Below are 18,565 nucleotides of genomic sequence, written 5' to 3'. Positions count from 1 at the left end.
CCCGCCGGCTGCAGGCCGGCGGGCGCTTGCTGGTCGGTCCGTTCGCGTATGCCGCCGGGGCGGGCCCTGCGTGCCGCGTGCCCCCTGAGCCGTACGCGATCAACGAACTCGACGAACCTACTGCGCCACGAGACCCTTCGCGTCACGTGCCAGTGCCGTGAGCCGCGAGATGGCCCGGAAGTATTTCTTCCGGTAGCCGCCGTTCAGCATCTCCTCGCTGAACAGCCGGTCGAACGGCAGCCCGGAGGCGAGCACCGGGACCTCCCGGTCGTACAGCCGGTCGGCCAGGACGACCAGCCGGAGCGCGGTGGACTGGTCCGGCACCGCCGAGACGTCCGTCAGGCAGACGGCCCGGAGCCCGTCCGTCAGCGCCCCGTACCGGCTCGGATGGACCCTGGCCAGATGCTCCAGCAGCCCGGGGAAGTCGTCCAGGCTGGCGCCTTCGGTGGCGTAGGCGGCCTTGGTCACCTGTTCGTCGGAGTACGGGGCCGGGGCCTCGGGCAGCCCTCGGTGGCGGTAGTCCTCGCCGTCGATCCGCAGCGGCCGGAAGTGGGCGGCGAGGCCCTGGATCTCCCGGAGGAAGTCGGCCGCGGCGAACCGGCCCTCGCCGAGCTTGCCGGGCAGGGTGTTGGACGTGGCGGCCAGCGCCACGCCCGCCTCGACCAGCCGGCTGAGCAGGCTGGAGACGAGGACGGTGTCGCCCGGGTCGTCCAGTTCGAACTCGTCGATGCACAGCAGCCGGTGGCCGCTGAGGGTCCGTACGGTCTCCTGGAAGCCGAGCGCGCCCACCAGGTTCGTCAGCTCCACGAACGTGCCGAACGCCTTCAGCTCGGGAGCGGCGGGCGTGGCGTGCCACAGGGACGCCAGCAGGTGCGTCTTGCCGACGCCGTACCCGCCGTCCAGGTAGACGCCGCGCGGGCCGGCGGGCGCCGCGGGCTTCTTGCCGAACCAGCGGCGCATGAGAGGGGCGCGCCCCGAACCGCCGCCTTGGCCCCCGGCGTGCGCCCCGCCGAGCCCGGCCGCGAAGGCGCGCAGGGCCGTGACCGCCTCGGACTGACTCGGCTGGTTCGGGTCGGGGACGTACGTGTCGAAACGTACGGAGTCGAAACGCGGCGGCGGCACCATCTCCGCGACCAGCCGGTCGGCGGGGACGCGCGGCTCACGGGCGCGGAGGGAGGCGGGGGCCGTGGCGGAGACCTGCGGCTGACCGGAGGCGGCGGTGGAGTAGGACACAACTCTTCACTTTAAAGGCCGTGCCAGACTGCTCGGCATGCGACGCCTGTTCCCTGTGACCGACCAGACAGCCTCCGGTGCGGACCGTGAGTGGACGCTCGACGAACTGGCCGAGGCGTACGCCTATCCGGCCTCGGCGAGGCGGGACGACGAGGGGGGAACCGGCGGTGCGGCGGGGACCGGCGGGACGGAGATCGGTGACGTGGCGGGCGGCCGGGGCGCCGCGGCCCCGGCGGGCGGCTGCCGGGCGGCCTGGCTGCGGGCCAACATGGTCGCCAGCCTCGACGGGGCCGCCCACCACGGGGGCCGGTCCGAGCCCCTCTCCTCCGCCGCCGACATGCGGATCTTCGGGATGCTGCGGGGGCTGGCGGACGCCATCGTGGTGGGCGCGGAGACGGTACGGCGGGAGGGCTACCGGCCGGCCCGCGCCCGGGAGGCCCTGGCCGCGCGGCGGAAGGCGGCGGGCCAGGGGCCCGCGCCGGTGATCGCCGTGGTCACCGCGAGCCTGGACCTGGACTTCTCCCTGCCGCTGTTCACCGCCCCCCTCGTCCCGACGATCGTCCTGACCGGTGCCGCGGCGCTCCCGGAACGGGTGCGGGCCGCCGAGAAGGCCGGCGCGGAGGTGATCGTCGCCGGGGACGGGCCGGGCGTCGAGCCCGGCCGCGCCGTGCGCGCGCTGGCCGACCGGGGGCTCGTCCGGCTGCTCACCGAGGGCGGACCGAGGCTGCTCGGCCAGTTCGTGGCGGCCGGGGTGCTGGACGAACTGTGCCTGACCATGTCTCCGACGCTCACTTCCGGGTACGCGCAGCGCATCGCGGGCGGGCCGGCTCTCGCCGTACCCGAACGCTTTGCCCTGGCGGCGCTGCTGGAGGAGGACGGATTCCTGTTCACACGGTACCGGCGAGTGTGACGACCGGTGCGGGCGGGCGTGAGGCGCGCGTGCGTGAGGTACGTGGCCGAAGCGCGGGTGTGAGGCACGCGCGCGAGACGCGTCCGGCGCGCACCGGACGCGCGTCTGACAATCGGTGGAATTCCTCGTTCCGGTTAGCTTCCGCTGGGCAGACTTAACTTCGCAGACCCCGTGCGAGCACGGGGAAGGATGGTTTCCGCACCGGGCCGGACACCGGCCGGCCCGGGTAGCCGAAGGGCGCCCGTCGTGTTCACCAGCGTATTGATGATCGAGAAGCCCCTGACGTCGGAGGACGTGGAGTTCGTCACCACTCTCCACGGCGACGAGACGGTCTCCTTCGTCGTGCTCATGCAGCCCCGCGGCGACCAGGCCGACGTGCTGCTGCGCGCCATCGACGACGTCGCGATCGGGGAGCTGAAGGAGGCCGTCAGGGAGGCGGACGAGCCGGAGGGGGCCGAGGCGAGACAGCCGGCCCGGCTCGCCCTCGAACACTCCCTGACCGCACTGCGCGCGCACGGCTCCGAGGCCACCGGGCAGGTGGTGGAGGAGCATCCGCTGGACCGGCTCAAGGAGGTCGTGGACGAGATCGGGGCGGACGAGGTGATCGTGCTGACCGAACCGCATTACGTGGAGGAGTTCTTCCACCGGGACTGGGCCTCCCGGGCGCGCCACAAGGTGGGCGTACCGGTGCTGAAGCTCTTCGCGCACAACGCATAGGGTGGGTGAGCGTCAGGACCGTGGACCTTTCGGGGCTCCCGGGGGCGGCCCGCCCCCGGGAGCCCCGACCATCGCGCCGCAACGCGCGCTCGCACCGTGGGAGAAGAAACGCATGGCACCGGAACCCGGTATCCCCGCCGCCCTGGAACGGCCGCACTTCATCGGTATCGGCGGCGCCGGAATGTCGGGTATCGCCAAGATCCTCGCCCAGCGCGGAGCCAAGGTGGCGGGAAGCGACGCGAAGGAGTCGGCGACGGCCGAGTCCCTGCGCGCGCTCGGCGCCACCGTGCACATCGGCCACGCGGCGGGGCACCTCGCGGACGACGCCTCGTGCGTGGTCGTCTCCAGCGCCATCCGTCCCGACAACCCCGAGCTGGTCCGGGCGGGCGAGCTGTCCGTGCCGGTCGTCCACCGCTCGGACGCGCTGGCCTCGCTGATGGGGGGCGCGCGGCCGATCGCGGTCGCCGGCACCCACGGCAAGACCACCACGACCTCCATGCTCGCCGTGGCCCTCACCGAGCTGGGCCTGGACCCGTCGTACGCGATCGGCGGCGACCTGGCGGGGCCGGGCACGAACGCCCGGCACGGCGGGGGCGAGATCTTCGTCGCCGAGGCCGACGAGAGCGACCGCAGCTTCCAGAAGTACGACCCCGAGGTCGCGATCGTCCTCAACGTCGAGCTGGACCACCACGCCAACTACGCGTCGATGGAAGAGATCTACGAGTCCTTCGAGGCCTTCGTCGCGAAGATCGTTCCCGGCGGCACGCTGGTGATCTCCGCCGACCAGTCCGGCGCGGTGGAGCTGGCGGAGCGGGTCCGTGGCCGCACCACGGCGAAGGTCGTCACCTACGGGTCGGCCGACGGCGCGGACGTACGCGTCCACAAGGTCACCGCGCGCGGCCTGACCAGCGAGGTCACCATCCTGCTCGACGGACGGCTGCTCACCTTCACCGTCTCCGTGCCCGGCCGGCACTACGCGCTCAACGCGGTCGCGGCCCTGGCCGCCGGGGTCGCGCTCGGCGTCCCGGCGCACAACCTGGCCTCCGCCCTCGGCGCGTACACCGGCGTCAAGCGCCGCCTCCAGCTCAAGGGCGAGACGGCCGGCGTCCAGGTCGTCGACTCCTACGCGCACCACCCGACCGAGATGACCGCCGACCTGGAGGCGATGCGCGCGGCCGCCGCCGACGCCCGGCTGCTGGTGGTCTTCCAGCCGCATCTTTACTCCCGTACGCGGGAGCTGGCCACGGAGATGGGCCAGGCCCTCGCGCTCGCGGACGCCTCGCTGGTGCTGGACATCTACCCGGCCCGCGAGGACCCGATCCCCGGCGTCACCAGCGCCCTGATCACGGACGCCGCCGAGGCCGCGGGAGCCACGGTCACGGCGGTCCACGACAAGGACGCGGTCGCCGACGTGGTGGCGGGAATGGCGCGCCCCGGCGATCTCGTTCTCACCATGGGCGCGGGCGACGTGACGGACCTCGGACCGAGGATCCTGGCCCGCCTCGGCGAAGCAAGTGAGTGACCGAACAAGCGACCGAACGGGCGACCGGCCGGGCGAGCGGGTCGTCGGACCGGCGTGTGGCCGGTCGGCGGCCCGGCGGCGGCTGTAGCGAGCGAGTGTAGGGAGAGCGCATGTCGTACGACATCGAGAAGCCGGACGAGCAGTGGCGCGCGGAGCTGTCCCCCGCGGAGTACCGGGTGCTGCGCGAGGCGGGCACGGAGCCGGCGTTCACCGGTGAGTACACGGACACCAAGACCGAGGGTGTCTACTCCTGCCGCGCCTGTGGCGCCGAACTCTTCCGATCCGGCACGAAGTTCGAGTCGCACTGCGGCTGGCCGTCCTTCTACGACCCGAAGGACTCGGACGCGGTCGAACTGCTGGAGGACCGCTCGCACGGCATGGTGCGGGTGGAGGTCCGCTGCGCGCGCTGCGGCTCGCACCTCGGGCACGTCTTCGAGGGCGAGGGCTACCCGACGCCGACGGACCAGCGGTACTGCATCAACTCGATCTCCCTGCGGCTGACCCCGGACACGCCCTGAGGTGAGAGGCCGGCGGGCCCGGCGGCAGGGGGCCGGCGGCAGGAGCCCGGCTCACGGTGTGCGGAGTTCGTCGTGCGGGGCCCGCGGGACGCGGGCCATGAGCGCCTCGGGGCCGAAGTCCGGTGTCGGCCGCTGTCGGCTTTGACCGCACGCATGGGCGACGGCAGGCTGCGGATCATGACCTTCTTCCGACGCGGGGCGGGCGTCGTCGCCCCTGCCGCCGCCCTCACCACCCCTGTCCTGCTGATCACGGCCCTGCTGAGCGGGTGCTCCGGGAACAGCGCCGAAACGTCCGCCGCGCCCGCCGCCGCCACCGTCTCGACCACGTCGACCGGCCCGGCCCCGGCGTCCTCGTCCCGCGAGCGGGGAACCAAGGCCCTCGCCGACGTCGAGCGCCGGTTCGACGCCCGGCTCGGGGTGTACGTGCTCGACACCGGAACCGGCCGGACGGTGACCTACCGGGCGGACGAACGGTTCGCCCACGCCTCGACGTTCAAGGCGCTCCTCGCCGGAGTCGTGCTGAAGCGCACCTCGGACGCCCGGCTCGACCACACGGTCACCTACAGTGCCGAGGACGTGGAACGCGCCGGGCACACGCCGATCACCTCGCAGCACGTGGACGAGGGCATGACGATCCGCGCCCTCGCCGACGCCACCGTGCGCTACAGCGACAACGCCGCCGCGAACCTTCTCCTGGAGGAACTCGGCGGTCCCGCCGAACTCCAGGCCGCACTCCGCGAGCTGGGCAACAGGACGACGAACATCAACCGATGGGAGCCCGAACTGAACGAGGCGGTCCCCGGCGACGTCCGGGACACCAGCACCTCGCGCGCACTGGGCACCGACCTGCGGCGCTTCGTCCTCGGGGACGTGCTGCCCGAGGACCGGCGTGAGCTCCTCACGGACTGGCTCGTGCGCAACACGACCGGTGACCCCTTCATCCGGGCGGGGGTGCCCGACGGCTGGAAGGTCGGAGACAAGACCGGCAGGGGCGAGTACGGCACGCGCAACGACATCGCGATCGCCTGGCCGCCCGGCCCGGTACACACGCCCGTCCGGTACACACGCCCGTCCGGTACACACGCCCGTCCGGTACACACGCCCGTCCGGTACACACGCCCGTCCGGTACACACGGCGAGGGCACGGCCGGCGAGGAGCCGGCCGTGCCCTCGCGTCGCCACCCCGGGGCGAGGCTCACGCGGCGCCGAGGCTCACCCGGCGGTGTCGAAGCGGGGCCGTTCCCCGAGCAGCGCGCTCAGATCGTGCCCCGGCCGGATCTCCGCCGGCTCGGCGCCCCCGCGGAAGACGACGGCGCCCGCCTCGATGCCGCCCAGCGTCAGCCGGTCCGCCTCGCGCCGCAGCCAGGTGCCCTCCCGCAGGCCCACCACCGGCACGTCGTTCTCCTCCAGGAACTGTTCCAGCCGCTGCGCCCGGGTCTCGCCCATGTGCGCCGTGTCCGGCCTGGCGTCCAGGTAGTGCGGGTTGATCTGGAACGGCACCAGCCCCAGCGCCTCGAACGACGGCGGCTGGACGATGGGCATGTCGTTCGTGGTCCGCAGGGTGGGGCAGGCCATGTTCGTGCCCGCGCTCGACCCCATGTAGAGGGCGCCCGCGCCGGCCCGCTCGCGGATCGCGGCCACCACGTCGTGCGCGTACAGCGCCTTCAGCAGCCGGAAGCTGTTGCCGCCCCCGACGAAGACCGCCCCGGCGTCCCGTATCAGCGCGGCCGGGTCCCCGGCCGTGTGCGCGCCGGTCACCTCGACCCCGAGCGGGGCCAGCGCCTCCGCGACCTGGGCGGTGTAGCCGTCGTGGTCGGCCAGCGCGTACGGCACGAAGACCAGCCGGCGGACACCGCCGAGCGCGTCGTCGATCTCCGCGAGGGCGTGTTCGAGGTAGCCGCGGCCGGGCGCGGTGGAGTTCGAGAGCAGCAGCAGACGCATGGTGGCCTTTCGTCGGCATGGCGGGAGCGGGAAATGAAATGGCGCGGTGCGCGGCGCGCGGTACGCCGGGCGGGGATGTACGGCGCGGTCAGCGTCTGCCCGGAGCGCCGGATCCGCGCGGACGCAGCGGGGTCAGCAGCTTGCCCAGGTCCGCCGCCGCCTGGAGCAGCGGGGCGACCAGGTCCGCCTTACGGGGCCTGAGCGCGTCGAGGGGACCCGCCACGGACAGCGTGCCGACCGCGCGCCTGCCCACCAGCACGGGGGCGGCGAGCGCCGCGGTCTCGGGATCGTACTCACCCTCGGAGTACGCGTAGCCGTTGCGCCGCACCTCGGCGAAGCGTTCCTCCAGCAGGGCGGGATCCGTCAGCGTACGGTCGCTGAACCGCGCCATGGGCCGACCGTACAGCAGTGCCGCCCGGTCACCCGGCGGGAGCATACCGAAGTAGGCCCGGGAGGTCGCCCCGGCGTGGGCCGGGTACAGCTCGCCGGCCAGGCCGTAGATCCGCAGCGGTCCACTCGCCCCGTCCACCGCCGTCACACAGCGCATGTGCACCCCGTCCGGCACGGCGAACAGCGCGCCAACCCCCACCGCCTCCGCCATCGCCCGCAGCGTGGGCCGCACCAGGCTGGCCATGCCGCCGTCCCGCTCCCAGACCCGGGACAGGTGCCAGACGGCGGGACCGAGCCGGTAGCGCCGGGTGCGCGGGTCGGACACCAGGAACCCCCGGTAGGCGAGGGCGGCCAGCAGCCGCTGCGCCACGGACTTGTCCAGGCCGAACTCCGCCGCGACGTCGGAGACTCCCCACTCGGGGTGCTCCCGGTCGAAGGAGAGCAGCAGGCTCAGGACGCGGTCAGCGGTCTGGAGCGGGGGAGGAGCGCCCTGCGCGGGCGTTACGGAAGCACTGTCGGACATACCGGAAGCGTAAACAATCTCGAATATAGAGAAAACATTGCGCTCAGTGCGGCGCGAGGCGGATTCTGGGCCACGTTGGCGTGAAACCACCGCGAACGGGACCCTCTCCGGGCGAGCAGGCGCCTGCACGGCCTCCGTGCTCCTCCGGCGTTCCCGTACCGGTCCGCCCGGCCCGGCTTCGTCCGTCCGATCCGCCCGGCCGGCCGGTGGCGGGTCCGCCCGGTTCGTCGGTCGCCGTACAGGACACCCCCGTACGGGACCGGGACCGGTCCACCGCCGGGCGCGGTCGTGGTGACGCCGGCCGACCGTCGCGCGGAACCCCCCGGCGAGGCGAAGACGCCCCCGGGACGATCTCCGCGCGGCCGTACCCACTGCCCGTCCGGTCGGGCCGCCGCACCGGCCCGACCCCACCGTGAGAGGCACTCTCTTGCTCAAGTACGTCCTCGATGTCATCGAACTCCTCGACCGTCCCCAGACGAGCGGCGAGCTGCTGGCCGAGCACCTGCGCTCCGTACAGGCCGCGGCGGGTGCCGACCCGGCGACGGCGCCGCGCGTCGAGGTCCGTACGGTCACCGGCGACAAGGGCAGCACGGACTTCGTCTCCGTGACCGTGCCCGGCAGGCGGGGACGCGCCAACGGCGGTGACGCGCCGACCCTCGGCATCCTCGGCCGGCTCGGCGGGGTGGGCGCCCGCCCCGAGCGCATCGGACTGGTCTCGGACGCCGACGGCGCGGTGGCCGCGCTCTCCGCCGCCGCGAAGCTGCTCGACATGCACGCCCGCGGCGATGTGCTGGACGGCGATGTGACGCTCTCCACCCACGTGTGCGGCTGGGCGCCGACGCAGCCGCACGATCCCGTACCCTTCATGGATTCCCCCGTGGACACGCTGGTGTGCAACCGCGAGGAGGTCTCCGCCGAGATGGACGCGGTGGTCTCCATCGACACCACCAAGGGCAACCGGCTGCTCAGCCATCGGGGGATCGCCCTGTCGCCGACCATCTGCCAGGGCTGGATCCTGCGGGTCAGCGAGGACCTGCTGTCCGTGCTGGAGACGGTGACGGGCGAGCCCGCGCGTGTCCTGCCCGTCACGACGCAGGACATCACGCCGTACGGCAACGGCGTGCACCACATCAACTCCATCCTGCAGCCGGCCGTCGCCACCACCGCCCCGGTCGTCGGCCTCGCGATCACGGCCGCCACGCCGGTGGCCGGCTGCGCCACCGGTGCCAGCCACGAGACCGACATCGCGGCGGCGGCACGGTTCGCGATCGAGACGGCGAAGGAGTTCGGGCGCGGGGGTGCCCGGTTCCTGGACCGGGAGGAGTTCGACCGCCTGGTGGAGCTGTACGGGCCGATGACCCGACTCCAGGCCCTCGAAGCCTGAACGTGCCGGACCGCCGGGCCCGGTGACCCGCCGGGGCCCGGTGACCCGCCGGACCGGCCCGCCACCACCCTGACCGCCGCCTCTTGACCGCCTCTTGACCGCCCCTGACCGCCCGTGGCCCCGCCCTGATCGCACCGTCCTGCTCCGCGATCGCGTCGTGACCGCACCGTAAGCCCGTGGCCGACCCCCGGCCACGTCCGTCACCCCGTGGCCGCCGCACCGCGCCGTCCCCCTGGCCCACTGGAGTCCCCTTGAACCCGAGAGCCTCGACCAGCCCGTCGAGCACACCGGCCTCGTCCTCCGCGCCGGAGGCGACACCGGCCAGGCATCCCCGGGCCCTCGAACCCATCACGCTGATCATCACGCTCGTGATGTCGGTACTCGGCGCGCTGATCGGCATCGTGCTGATCACCACGCTCGGCGTGTCCCCCAACACGGCGGTGATCGGCGCGCTGATCGCGATGCTGATCGGCCGGATCCCGATCGGCATGCTGACGCGGATGCGCTCCCAGCACCGGCAGAACCTGGTGCAGTCCGCGATCTCGGGTTCCACCTTCGCGGCGGCCAACTCGCTGCTGACGCCCATCGCGGTGCCGTTCGCCCTGGGGCGTACGGACCTGGTCTGGCCCATGCTGGCCGGTGCCGCCATCGGGCTGGCCGTGGACAGCTGGGTGCTGTTCCGGGTGTTCGACTCCAGCCTGCTGCCCGCCAGCAACTCGTGGCCCGCGGGCGTCGCGGCGGCCGAGACCATCAAGGCGGGCGACACCGGCGGGAAGAAGGCGGCGGTGCTCGGCGTCGGCGCGCTCGTCGGCCTGGTCGGGGCGCTGTTCAAGCTCCCCACCAGTGCGGCGGGCGTCGGGTTCCTGGGGAACATCTGGGCGCTGCTGATGTTCGGCATCGGCTTGACAGTCGCCGAGTACGCGCCCGACGTACTGCACACCGACCTCTCCGCCGCCCATGTGCCGCACGGCCTGATGATCGGCGCGGGGCTCGTGGCGCTGGTGCAGGCGCTGCTGCTGATGCGGAACCGCAAGGGCGGCGGCAAGGGTGCCGGAGACGGCGGAGACCGCGGATACGGCGCCGTCCCCGGGGACACGCCCGGCGAGGTCCGGGCCGACGAGCCCGGTCGTACCGTCGGCTCCGAGCGACTGCGCCGCGGCCTGCTGGAGGGCATGGCGCTGTTCCTGGGCGGCGCGGTCGTGGTCGCCGTAGCGGGCGGCGTGGCCGGCGGGCTGTCCGTGCCCGCTCTGATCGGCTGGGTGCTGCTGGCCGCCGTCGCCGCGATCGTGCACCAGCTGATCGTGGGGCTGGCGGCGATGCACTCCGGGTGGTTCCCGGCCTTCGCCGTCACCCTGATCGTGCTGATCGTCGGCCTGGTGCTGCACATCCCGACGGTGCCGCTCGCCCTGCTGGTCGGCTACACCGCCTCCACCGGCCCCGCCTTCGCCGACCTCGGCTACGACTTCAAGGCGGGCTGGCTGCTGCGCCGCGACGCCACGCCGTGGCACGTCTTCGAACTGGACGGGCGGCGCCAGCAGTACCTGGCGCAGCTGGTCGGCTTCGGCGTGGCGCTGGTCGTGGTCGCCCTGGCCTGGAAGTCGTTCTTCTCCGACGGACGCGTGCCGCCGGTCTCCGAGGTGTACGTCACGACGATCAAGACGGGCCTGGACCCCGGCACCATGCAGACGATGCTGCTGTGGGCGATCCCGGGAGCGCTGATCCAGTTCCTGGGCGGCTCCTCCCGCCAGATGGGCGTGCTGCTGGCCACCGGCCTGCTCGTCGCCACTCCGCACGCAGGCTGGATGGTGCTCGGCGCGCTGGTGATCCGCCAGGGCTACACGGTGTGGCGCCGGCGCGGGCTGACTGACCCGGTGGCCCGCAAGAAGTCCGACGAGCAGTCCGAGAACGACCTGTCGCTCGTCGGCGCGGGACTGGTCGCGGGCAGCTCGCTGAACGACGTGGGACAGCTGACGAAGGCGCTGTGACCCGAGGGGCCGGGTACGGAGCCGGGTGGCGGGGCGAGACGACCAGGACCCCGCCCCGCCCCTCCGGTCCGGCTCCGGCCCGCCCGGCCCGCCTCCGGCCGGGCCCGGTCTCCCTGTCCGTCCATCTCCATGACGCCGCGCACGCGCGGCGTACGCGCGACGATTCGAAGGAGAACGCTGTGCACGCCCCTGAAACCCCCGCTCTCGGTCTGGTCACCATCGGCCAGGCGCCCCGTTCCGACCTGCGGCCCGACGCCGAGCCGCTGCTGCCGGGCGTACGGCTGGTCGAGCACGGCGCGCTGGACGACGAGCGGTTCGACGGCGAGGCCGGAAGCGTGACCCGCCGGCGGCTGGCGCCGGAACCGGGGGAGGCCCCGCTCGTCTCCCGGCTGCGCGACGGCGGTTCCGTGGTGCTCGGGCACGCGGCGGTCGTCCCCCGGATGGCCCGGGCCGTCGCCCGCGCCGAGCGTGACGGCGCCGCCGCGACCCTGCTCCTGTGCACCGGCCACTTCCCCGCCGTCGAGGCCACCCGGCCGCTGCTGTTCGCCGAACCGCTGGTGCAGCGGGCCGTCGCGGCCGTCGTCGGCGACGATCCGGTGGGTGTCGTCTGCCCCCATCCCGACCAGGCCGAGGACGTGGCCGGCCGCTGGTCGGACGTCCTGCCCGGCACGGTCCGCGCCGCCGGCGCCGACCCGTACGCGCCCCGGGAGCGCGCCTTGGCGGAGGTGGCCGAGGCGGCCCGCGCGCTGACCGGCGCGGGCAGCTCCTGGCTGGTGCTCGACTGCATCGGCTACACGGAGGAGATGCGGCGCACGGCCGCCCGGGCGGCGGACCGGCCCGTCCTGCTGGCGCGCGCCCTGGCGGTGCGGATGGCGGCCGAGGTGGTGGCGGCCTTCGGCTGACGTGCCGTCAGCTCCTTTGAGCCGCAACGGGTCGCACCACAGCTGATGGCCTCGTACACCCGTCACCCCTGAGAGCCGCCCCCGAAACGTGTTGGTCCCGGCCCGGGCGCCCCGCCTACGATTCCGGTTCGTCGGAGGAGACAAGGGGAGGCGAGGCATCTGTGAGCCGGACCGGCCGGACCCGCCGGGCGGACCAGACCGAGCAGGTCGTCCGCCTGGTCCATGACGTCCTCGGCACGGACGTCGTGGGGGTCTACGCGCACGGCTCCGCCGTGCGGGGCGGCCTGCGCCCGCACAGCGACATCGATGTGCTCGCCGTCGTACGGAGCCGTACGACGGCCGCACTGCGCCGGGCCCTGGTCGACGGCCTGCTGACGCTCTCCGGCGGCGGCGCCGACACCGTCGGCGGGGCGGGCGGCGGCGGGGCGGGCGGCGCGCGGCCCGTCGAACTCACCGTCGTCGTCGCCTCCGACGTACGGCCCTGGCGGTACCCGCCGCTGTGCGAGTTCCAGTACGGGGAGTGGCTGCGTGAGGCGTACGAGCGCGGCGAGACGCCCGCACCGGGGCCCGACCCCGACCTCGCCGTGCTGATCACGGCCGCGCTGCGGGGCGACGCGCCGCTGGCCGGCCCGCCGCCGGCCGAGGTGCTGGACCCCGTACCGCACGACGACCTGCGCCGCGCGGTGGCCGACGGTGTCCCGGAGCTGCTCGCCGAACTCGCCTCCGACACACGGAACGTCCTCCTGACGCTCGCCCGGATCTGGCTGACCCTCACGACCGGCGAGATCCGGCCCAAGGACGCCGCCGCGGACTGGGCGCTCACCCGGCTGCCCGCCGAACACCGGGCGGTGCTGGCCCATGCGCGGGCCGTCTACCTCGGTGCGGAGACGGAGCGCTGGGACGGCCTCCTGCCGCGGGTGCGCGCGCACGCCGCGTACGTCGTCACGGAGATCGAACGGCGGCGACCGCGACCGCGGTGAGCCATGTGTTCCCCGGCCGGGCGCGTTGGCGAACCGTCCTCATTCGTCAGGGTGGTGTGATCCTCCGAAAACGCGGCACGCCCACGCCGCCCCGGCATGGTGCACCAGCATGCGAGGCGTGACGAACCGGAGGGCAGGAAGCCCGGCACAGCGCCCGTACCGGTCAACATGCCGCGCGCCGGGCCGGCTTGACCTGCCAGAGGTCCAGACCGGGAGGCGCTTTCTTTCTTTGCCGAGTGATTCTTGGCATGCCCCTGTCGGGCCGTCAGCATAGGAGCGCGCTACGCGCGTCATCCTCGCCACGGCCACGGATTTCGGGAGACCCCCATGGAACTCCAGCGCCCCACCCCGTCCCGCCGCGCCCTCCTCCGCTCGGGCGCGTACCTCGGTGCCGCCGCCCTCGGACTCGCCGCCACGGCCACCACCGTGCCCGCCCACGCCTCGGACCGCCGTGCCGTCGGCACCGCCCGCCGCGCCGCCGTCGCCTACCCGCCCACCCACTGGATCCCGGCCAGCACCTCCAACTACACGGTGGCCACCCGGCCCACGCAGTACCCGGTCGAATTCGTCGTCGTCCATGTCACCCAGGAGACGTTCCAGGACGCGATGAAGATCTTCCAGAACCCCGCCAAGAAGGTCTCGTCGCACTACATGGTCGCCTCGGCCGACGGTTACGTCGGCCAGTTCGTCCGTGAGAGGGACGTCGCCTGGCACGCGGGCAACTGGGACTACAACACCCGGAGCATCGGGATCGAGCACGAGGGGTGGGTCGACCGGCCCGAGTACTTCACGGACGCGATGTACGCCTCGTCCGCGCGGCTCACGGCCGCCGTGTGCGACAGATACGGCATCCCCAAGGACCGGAAGCACATCATCGCGCACAGCGAGGTGCCGAAGGCCACGCACACCGACCCCGGTCCGCTGTGGGACTGGGACCGTTACATCGCCCTGGTGAACACGGCGACGGCGGGACCGGTGAGACCGTACGCGTGACCGTGGGCGTGGCCGTGCGCGGGGCTGTGTACCCGGCGGACGCGGGGCTCCGGCTCCGCGTCCGCGTCCCCGCACCGCCCCACGCCGCCACCGCCCCGCACCGCGCCCCGCGCTCGTACCGCGTACCGCGCCAGGTCCGATGTCACACCCGGCGACTAACATCGAAGACTCCACGGATGGGAGCCGCCAGGCAGCCGGGGGACAGCGGGGCGGGCGCGCCGGACGTGCGCCGCGTGCGCCGCGCGGACGGACGAGAGACGTAGACGGGTGGAGGCGACGGAGTGAGGTTGTTCCGGAGAGGGCCGAAGCGTGACGGGCGCGACACGCCTCGGGACCCCGCGTTCTCCTTCTTCTCGGTCCACGAGGCGGCCCTGTTCCGCCGCCAGGTGCGGGAGGCGTTCGCCGAACACGGCCTGGAGGTCACGGTCTACGCGGACATGGTGACCGACAGCGCCGGCCGGCAGTTCGGTCTCGGCAATCTCGCCGCCGTCTGTCACAACGACGACCGGGGTCCGCGCGTCTGGGGCGACCTGGCGCGCCGGCACGCCGGCATGGTGCTGCGCACCATGGACGGGCCGTCCGCGCTGGACACGCTGCCGCCCGAGCAGATCCGTGCCCAGCTCTACCCGCGTGTGATCAGCGAGGACGGCCTCGACCCGCAGACCTTCGGCTACGCGCGCAGCGTGGCCCCCGGGCTGTACGAGGTGCTCGCCCTCGACCTGCCGGAGAGCGTCATGATGCTCACCGACGAGGCCCTGGAGCCGCTCGGCGACATCCAGCAGCTGCGCGACCGGGCGCTGGGCAATCTGCGCGACCTGCCGGTGGAAGGGCGCGAGACCGTCAAGGACTCCGGTGGGACACGGTTCGAGGTCGTCCTCGGCGACTCGTTCTACACGGCGAGCCGGGTCCTGGCGCTGGACACCGTCGTACGCCAGGTCACCGGGCAGCGGATCCCGCCCGAAGGGGCGCTCGTCGCGATGCCCTTCCGGCACCAGCTCGCCTTCCACGTCATCCGTGACACGACCATGATCCCCTCGCTGAACGCGATGGCGTCCTTCGCCGCCTCCGGCTACGAGGACACCCCGGGCGCCATCAGCCCGTACGTGTACTGGTGGCGCGGCGGGACGCTCACGCAGCTCAGTGACGAGGACGAGGACGGGGACGGACTGCGGATCGTGGTCGGCGAGGAGTTCCAGGAGCTGCTGGAGCGGCTGGTCGAGGAAGGCCGCTCCGGCTCCTGACCGCGGACGACCCGTCACGAGGCCGAGAAGCCGAGAAGGAGACCACCGTGCCCACACCGTCCACGCCCGGCGCCCCCGGGCCCGCCGCACCGACACCCGCCGCCGCACCGGCATACGCCGACGTGCCGTCGGCCGACGACGCGCCCTTCACCGTGGACGACTACCGCGCCCGGCTGGACCGCGCCGCCCAGCAGGCCGCCGGGGCCGGACTGGCGGGTCTGCTGATCGCCCCCGGGCCCGACCTCGCCCACCTCACCGGCTACCGCCCGACCGCGGACACCGAGCGGCTCACCCTGCTGGTCGTCACCCCCGGCCGGGAGCCGGTGCTGGTGGTGCCCGCCCTGGAGGCACCGGACGCGGCCCGGGCCGTCGGCGCCGGCGCGCTCACCCTGCGCGACTGGACCGACGCCGAGGATCCGTACGCCGCGACGGCCCCGCTGCTCCGGACCGGCGAGCGAGCCACCGGGCCCGCGGCCGGGCCGTCCGGCGAACGCTCCACCGCGCGCTTCGGAGTCAGTGACAACGCGTGGGCGATGCACCTGCTCGCGCTGCAACGGGCGCTGCCGGACACGTCGTACGTGGCGCTGACCGAGGCGCTGCCGATGCTGCGCGCCGTCAAGGACGCCCGGGAACTGGCCAGGCTGGAGGCGGCGGGCGCGGCGGCCGACGCCGTGTACGGAGAAATCCTCGGCGTGCCCTTCGCCGGCCGTCGGGAGAGCGACGTCGCGGCCGATCTCGCCGCCCTGCTCCTGCGGTTCGGCCACTCGCAGGTGGACTTCACCGTCGTCGGCTCCGGCCCCAACGGGGCGAACCCGCACCACGAGGCCGGGGAACGCGTCATCGAGCGGGGCGACATGGTGGTCCTGGACTTCGGCGGCCTCAAGGACGGCTACGGCTCGGACACCACCCGCACGGTCCACGTCGGCGAACCCACCGCCGAGGAGCGACGCGTCCACGAGGTCGTGCGGGCGGCGCAGCAGGCCGGTTTCGAGGCGGTACGTCCCGGAGCCGCCTGCCAGGACGTCGACCGCGCGGCGCGCGGGGTCATCGAGGACGCCGGATACGGCGCGTACTTCATCCACCGCACCGGCCACGGCATCGGCGTCACCACCCATGAGCCGCCGTACATGATCGAGGGCGAGGCACGGCCGTTGGTGCCGGGCATGTGCTTCTCCGTCGAGCCCGGGATCTACCTGCCGGGGCGCTTCGGCGTACGGATCGAGGACATCGTGACGGTCACCGAGGACGGCGGCAGGCGCCTCAACAACACCTCCCGCGAGCTGGCGATCGTGGACTGAGCCGAGGCCGGACCGCACCCCGGCGGTGTCACGTCCGCCGGGGCCGTGGCGTGCGGCGCGGCCGAGCCGTACACGGACCCGATCCCGGTCCGGCCGACCGCGTCCCGGCCGGGCTCAGAGCGACGGGGGACCGGCGGTCTCTGGCGCCGGCCCCAGGACCGCGCAGGACTCCGGCGGCAGCCGCAGCGTCCCGTCGGCGCCGGGCGGGCCGATGGGCTCCCAGGCGGCCAGCACCCGCTCCCGGCCACCGGCCTCCAGCGGGATCCCCACGGACTCGCCGGAGAGGTTCACCGCGACCACGAGATCGCCCCTGCGGTACGCCAGCCAGCGCGCCGCCTCGTCGTACACCACCTTCGTCGCCGCCAGGTCGGGGTCGGTCAGATCCGGTTCCGCGCGGCGCAGGGCGATCAGCTCGCCGTACCACGCCAGCAGTCGCGCGTGCGGCGGGCGCGCGATCTCGGACCGGTCCAGGCACGAGCGGGCCCGGGTCGCGGGGTCCTGCGGGTCGGGGATGTCCTCCGCCGCCCATCCGTGCGCGGCGAACTCCCGTCGCCTGCCGCTCCGTACGGCCTCGGCCAGCACCGGATCGGGGTGGTCGGTGAAGAACTGCCAGGGCGTGGTGGCACCCCACTCCTCCCCCATGAACAGCATGGGGGTGTAGGGACCAGTCAGGACGAGCGCGGCGGCACAGGCGAGCAGGCCGGGGGAGAGGGAGGCGGAGAGCCGGTCGCCGAGCGCGCGGTTGCCGATCTGGTCGTGGGTCTGCGCATAGCCGAGGAAGCGGTGTGCGGGGGCGCTCGCACGGTCGACGGGCCGGCCGTGCGTCCGGCCCCGGAAGGCCGAGTACGTACCGTCGTGGAAGAAGACCCGGGTCAGGGTCTTGGCGAGGGCGGCGAACGGCTCGCGGGCGAAGTCGGCGTAGTAGCCCTGGGATTCACCGGTCAGGGCGGTGTGCAGCGCGTGGTGGAAGTCGTCGTTCCACTGTGCGTGCAGCCCGAGGCCGCCCTGCCCGCGCGGGGTCGTGGTGCGTGGGTCGCAACTGTCCGATTCCGCGATCAGGAAGAGCGGGCGGTCCAGGCCGGCGGAGAGCGCGTCCACGGCGGTGGAGAGCTCTTCGAGGAAGGTCAGCGCGCGGTTGTCGGCGAGGGCGTGCACGGCGTCGAGCCGCAGCCCGTCCAGCCGGTAGTCCCGCAGCCAGGCGAGCGCGCTGTCCAGCAGGTAGGCGCGCACCTCGTCGGAGCCGGGGGCGTCGAGGTTCACGGCGGCGCCCCAGGGCGTGTGGTGCGTGTCGGTGAAGTACGGCCCGAAGCGGGGGAGATGGTTGCCGGCCGGACCGAGGTGGTTGTGCACCACGTCCAGGACGACGCCGAGGCCCAGTTCGTGCGCCGTGTCGACGAACCTCTTGAGTGCTTCCGGGCCGCCGTAGGGTTCGTGGACCGCCCAGAGCGAGACCCCCTCGTACCCCCACCCGTGTATTCCGGGGAAGGGGCACAGCGGCATCAACTCGACATGGGTGACGCCCAGCTCGGCCAGCGGCTCCAGCCGGGCGGCCGCCGCGTCGAGGGTGCCCTCGTGGGTGAACGTGCCGACGTGCAGCTCGTACAGGACCGCACCGGGCAGGTCCCGTCCCTCCCACGGCACGCGCCAGGCGTACGCGGACTGGTCGACGACGGCGCTGGGCCCGTCCGGCCCGTCGGGCTGGCGCCGTGAGCGCGGGTCGGGCAGCACGGGCCCGCCGTCGAGCGCGAAACCGTACCGGGTCCCGTGCCCGGCGGACGCGTCGACGGTCCACCAGCCCGCCCGGCCGGGATCGGCGCGCATGGGGTGGGTGGTGGCCGCGCCGGGGCCCGGGGCCGAGGCCGGGTCGAGATGGAGTACGACGTCGCGTGCCTTCGGTGCCCAGACCTCGAACTGCACGAGCGGTTCCCCCCTTGTCGTCGGCACTGTTCCCCTCATGGTGACAAGAGAGACGGCCGGGGGCCCGGTGATCACGGCGAATGGGGTGGAACGGGTGCCGGGGCGGTACGG

Annotated in this window: 15 protein-coding genes and 1 pseudogene; 12 read left to right on the top strand and 4 right to left on the bottom strand. The window is 73.6% G+C overall.

All coding sequences use genetic code 11. The features are described from left to right. Positions 1 to 117: 117 nt before the first annotated feature. Positions 118 to 1,233 (bottom strand): cell division protein ZapE, encoded by a 1,116-nt coding sequence (gene zapE / locus IG02_RS0125215; RefSeq protein WP_030752481.1) that lies wholly within the window; start codon positions 1,231 to 1,233, stop codon positions 118 to 120. Between the two features lie 37 nt (positions 1,234 to 1,270). Here zapE and IG02_RS0125210 point away from each other — a divergent pair, with 37 nt between their 5' ends. The 5 genes and pseudogenes from IG02_RS0125210 to bla all read left to right on the top strand — a co-directional run. Further along, positions 1,271 to 2,143 carry a pyrimidine reductase family protein gene (locus tag IG02_RS0125210; RefSeq protein WP_030752479.1) on the top strand — a complete coding sequence of 291 codons (873 nt, stop codon included), beginning with the start codon at positions 1,271 to 1,273 and terminating at the stop codon, positions 2,141 to 2,143. 246 nt (positions 2,144 to 2,389) lie between these two features. Next, complete coding sequence (locus IG02_RS0125205) at positions 2,390 to 2,860, top strand: hypothetical protein (RefSeq protein ID WP_037804146.1); 471 nt, start codon at positions 2,390 to 2,392, stop codon at positions 2,858 to 2,860. Between the two features lie 112 nt (positions 2,861 to 2,972). After that, positions 2,973 to 4,382 carry a UDP-N-acetylmuramate--L-alanine ligase gene (murC, locus tag IG02_RS0125200; RefSeq protein ID WP_030752473.1) on the top strand — a complete coding sequence of 470 codons (1,410 nt, stop codon included), beginning with the start codon at positions 2,973 to 2,975 and terminating at the stop codon, positions 4,380 to 4,382. Between the two features lie 110 nt (positions 4,383 to 4,492). Next, on the top strand, positions 4,493 to 4,900 hold the full coding sequence (gene msrB, locus IG02_RS0125195) for a peptide-methionine (R)-S-oxide reductase MsrB (protein ID WP_030752470.1): 408 nt from the start codon (positions 4,493 to 4,495) through the stop codon (positions 4,898 to 4,900). A 153-nt stretch (positions 4,901 to 5,053) separates the two neighbouring features. Next, a pseudogene (gene bla, locus IG02_RS38455) lies at positions 5,054 to 5,878 on the top strand (class A beta-lactamase); the annotation flags it as partial. A gap of 234 nt (positions 5,879 to 6,112) precedes the next feature. Here the strand turns inward: bla and pepE are convergent. Both pepE and IG02_RS0125180 read right to left on the bottom strand, forming a co-directional pair. After that, on the bottom strand, positions 6,113 to 6,841 hold the full coding sequence (pepE, locus tag IG02_RS0125185) for a dipeptidase PepE (RefSeq protein WP_030752464.1): 729 nt from the start codon (positions 6,839 to 6,841) through the stop codon (positions 6,113 to 6,115). 88 nt (positions 6,842 to 6,929) lie between these two features. Next, positions 6,930 to 7,754, bottom strand: coding sequence for an IclR family transcriptional regulator (locus IG02_RS0125180; RefSeq protein ID WP_030752461.1), 825 nt, complete (start codon positions 7,752 to 7,754; stop codon positions 6,930 to 6,932). A 427-nt stretch (positions 7,755 to 8,181) separates the two neighbouring features. Between IG02_RS0125180 and IG02_RS0125175 the strand changes: the two genes are divergently transcribed. From IG02_RS0125175 to IG02_RS0125145, 7 genes are all read left to right on the top strand, one after another. Next, a complete protein-coding gene (locus tag IG02_RS0125175; RefSeq protein WP_030752458.1) occupies positions 8,182 to 9,138 on the top strand; it encodes a DUF1177 domain-containing protein in 957 nt (318 codons plus the stop codon). A 371-nt stretch (positions 9,139 to 9,509) separates the two neighbouring features. Then, positions 9,510 to 11,123, top strand: a complete 1,614-nt coding sequence (locus tag IG02_RS0125170) for an OPT family oligopeptide transporter (RefSeq protein ID WP_420707791.1) — start codon at positions 9,510 to 9,512, stop codon at positions 11,121 to 11,123. Positions 11,124 to 11,302: 179 nt separating this feature from the next. Continuing rightward, positions 11,303 to 12,025: an AroM family protein gene (locus IG02_RS0125165; RefSeq protein WP_030752453.1), complete on the top strand. Its 723-nt coding sequence runs from the start codon at positions 11,303 to 11,305 to the stop codon at positions 12,023 to 12,025. Between the two features lie 161 nt (positions 12,026 to 12,186). Further along, entirely contained in the window at positions 12,187 to 13,005 is an 819-nt protein-coding gene (locus tag IG02_RS0125160) for an aminoglycoside nucleotidyltransferase ANT9 (protein WP_037804144.1), read from the top strand. 327 nt (positions 13,006 to 13,332) lie between these two features. Beyond that, entirely contained in the window at positions 13,333 to 13,998 is a 666-nt protein-coding gene (locus IG02_RS0125155) for an N-acetylmuramoyl-L-alanine amidase (protein ID WP_030752447.1), read from the top strand. Positions 13,999 to 14,279: 281 nt separating this feature from the next. Beyond that, a complete protein-coding gene (locus IG02_RS0125150; protein ID WP_030752444.1) occupies positions 14,280 to 15,239 on the top strand; it encodes a hypothetical protein in 960 nt (319 codons plus the stop codon). A 122-nt stretch (positions 15,240 to 15,361) separates the two neighbouring features. Further along, positions 15,362 to 16,537, top strand: coding sequence for an aminopeptidase P family protein (locus tag IG02_RS0125145; protein ID WP_030752441.1), 1,176 nt, complete (start codon positions 15,362 to 15,364; stop codon positions 16,535 to 16,537). Between the two features lie 114 nt (positions 16,538 to 16,651). Here IG02_RS0125145 and treZ read toward each other — a convergent pair whose 3' ends face one another. Further along, positions 16,652 to 18,454, bottom strand: coding sequence for a malto-oligosyltrehalose trehalohydrolase (gene treZ, locus IG02_RS0125140; RefSeq protein WP_051765700.1), 1,803 nt, complete (start codon positions 18,452 to 18,454; stop codon positions 16,652 to 16,654). Positions 18,455 to 18,565: the final 111 nt, after the last annotated feature.

The sequence above is a fragment of the Streptomyces sp. NRRL F-5135 genome (assembly GCF_000719775.1).
Classification (GTDB): domain Bacteria; phylum Actinomycetota; class Actinomycetes; order Streptomycetales; family Streptomycetaceae; genus Streptomyces; species Streptomyces hebeiensis.
Note: the sequence above shows the minus strand (reverse complement) of the source record. Positions and strands in the feature narration are given on the sequence as shown.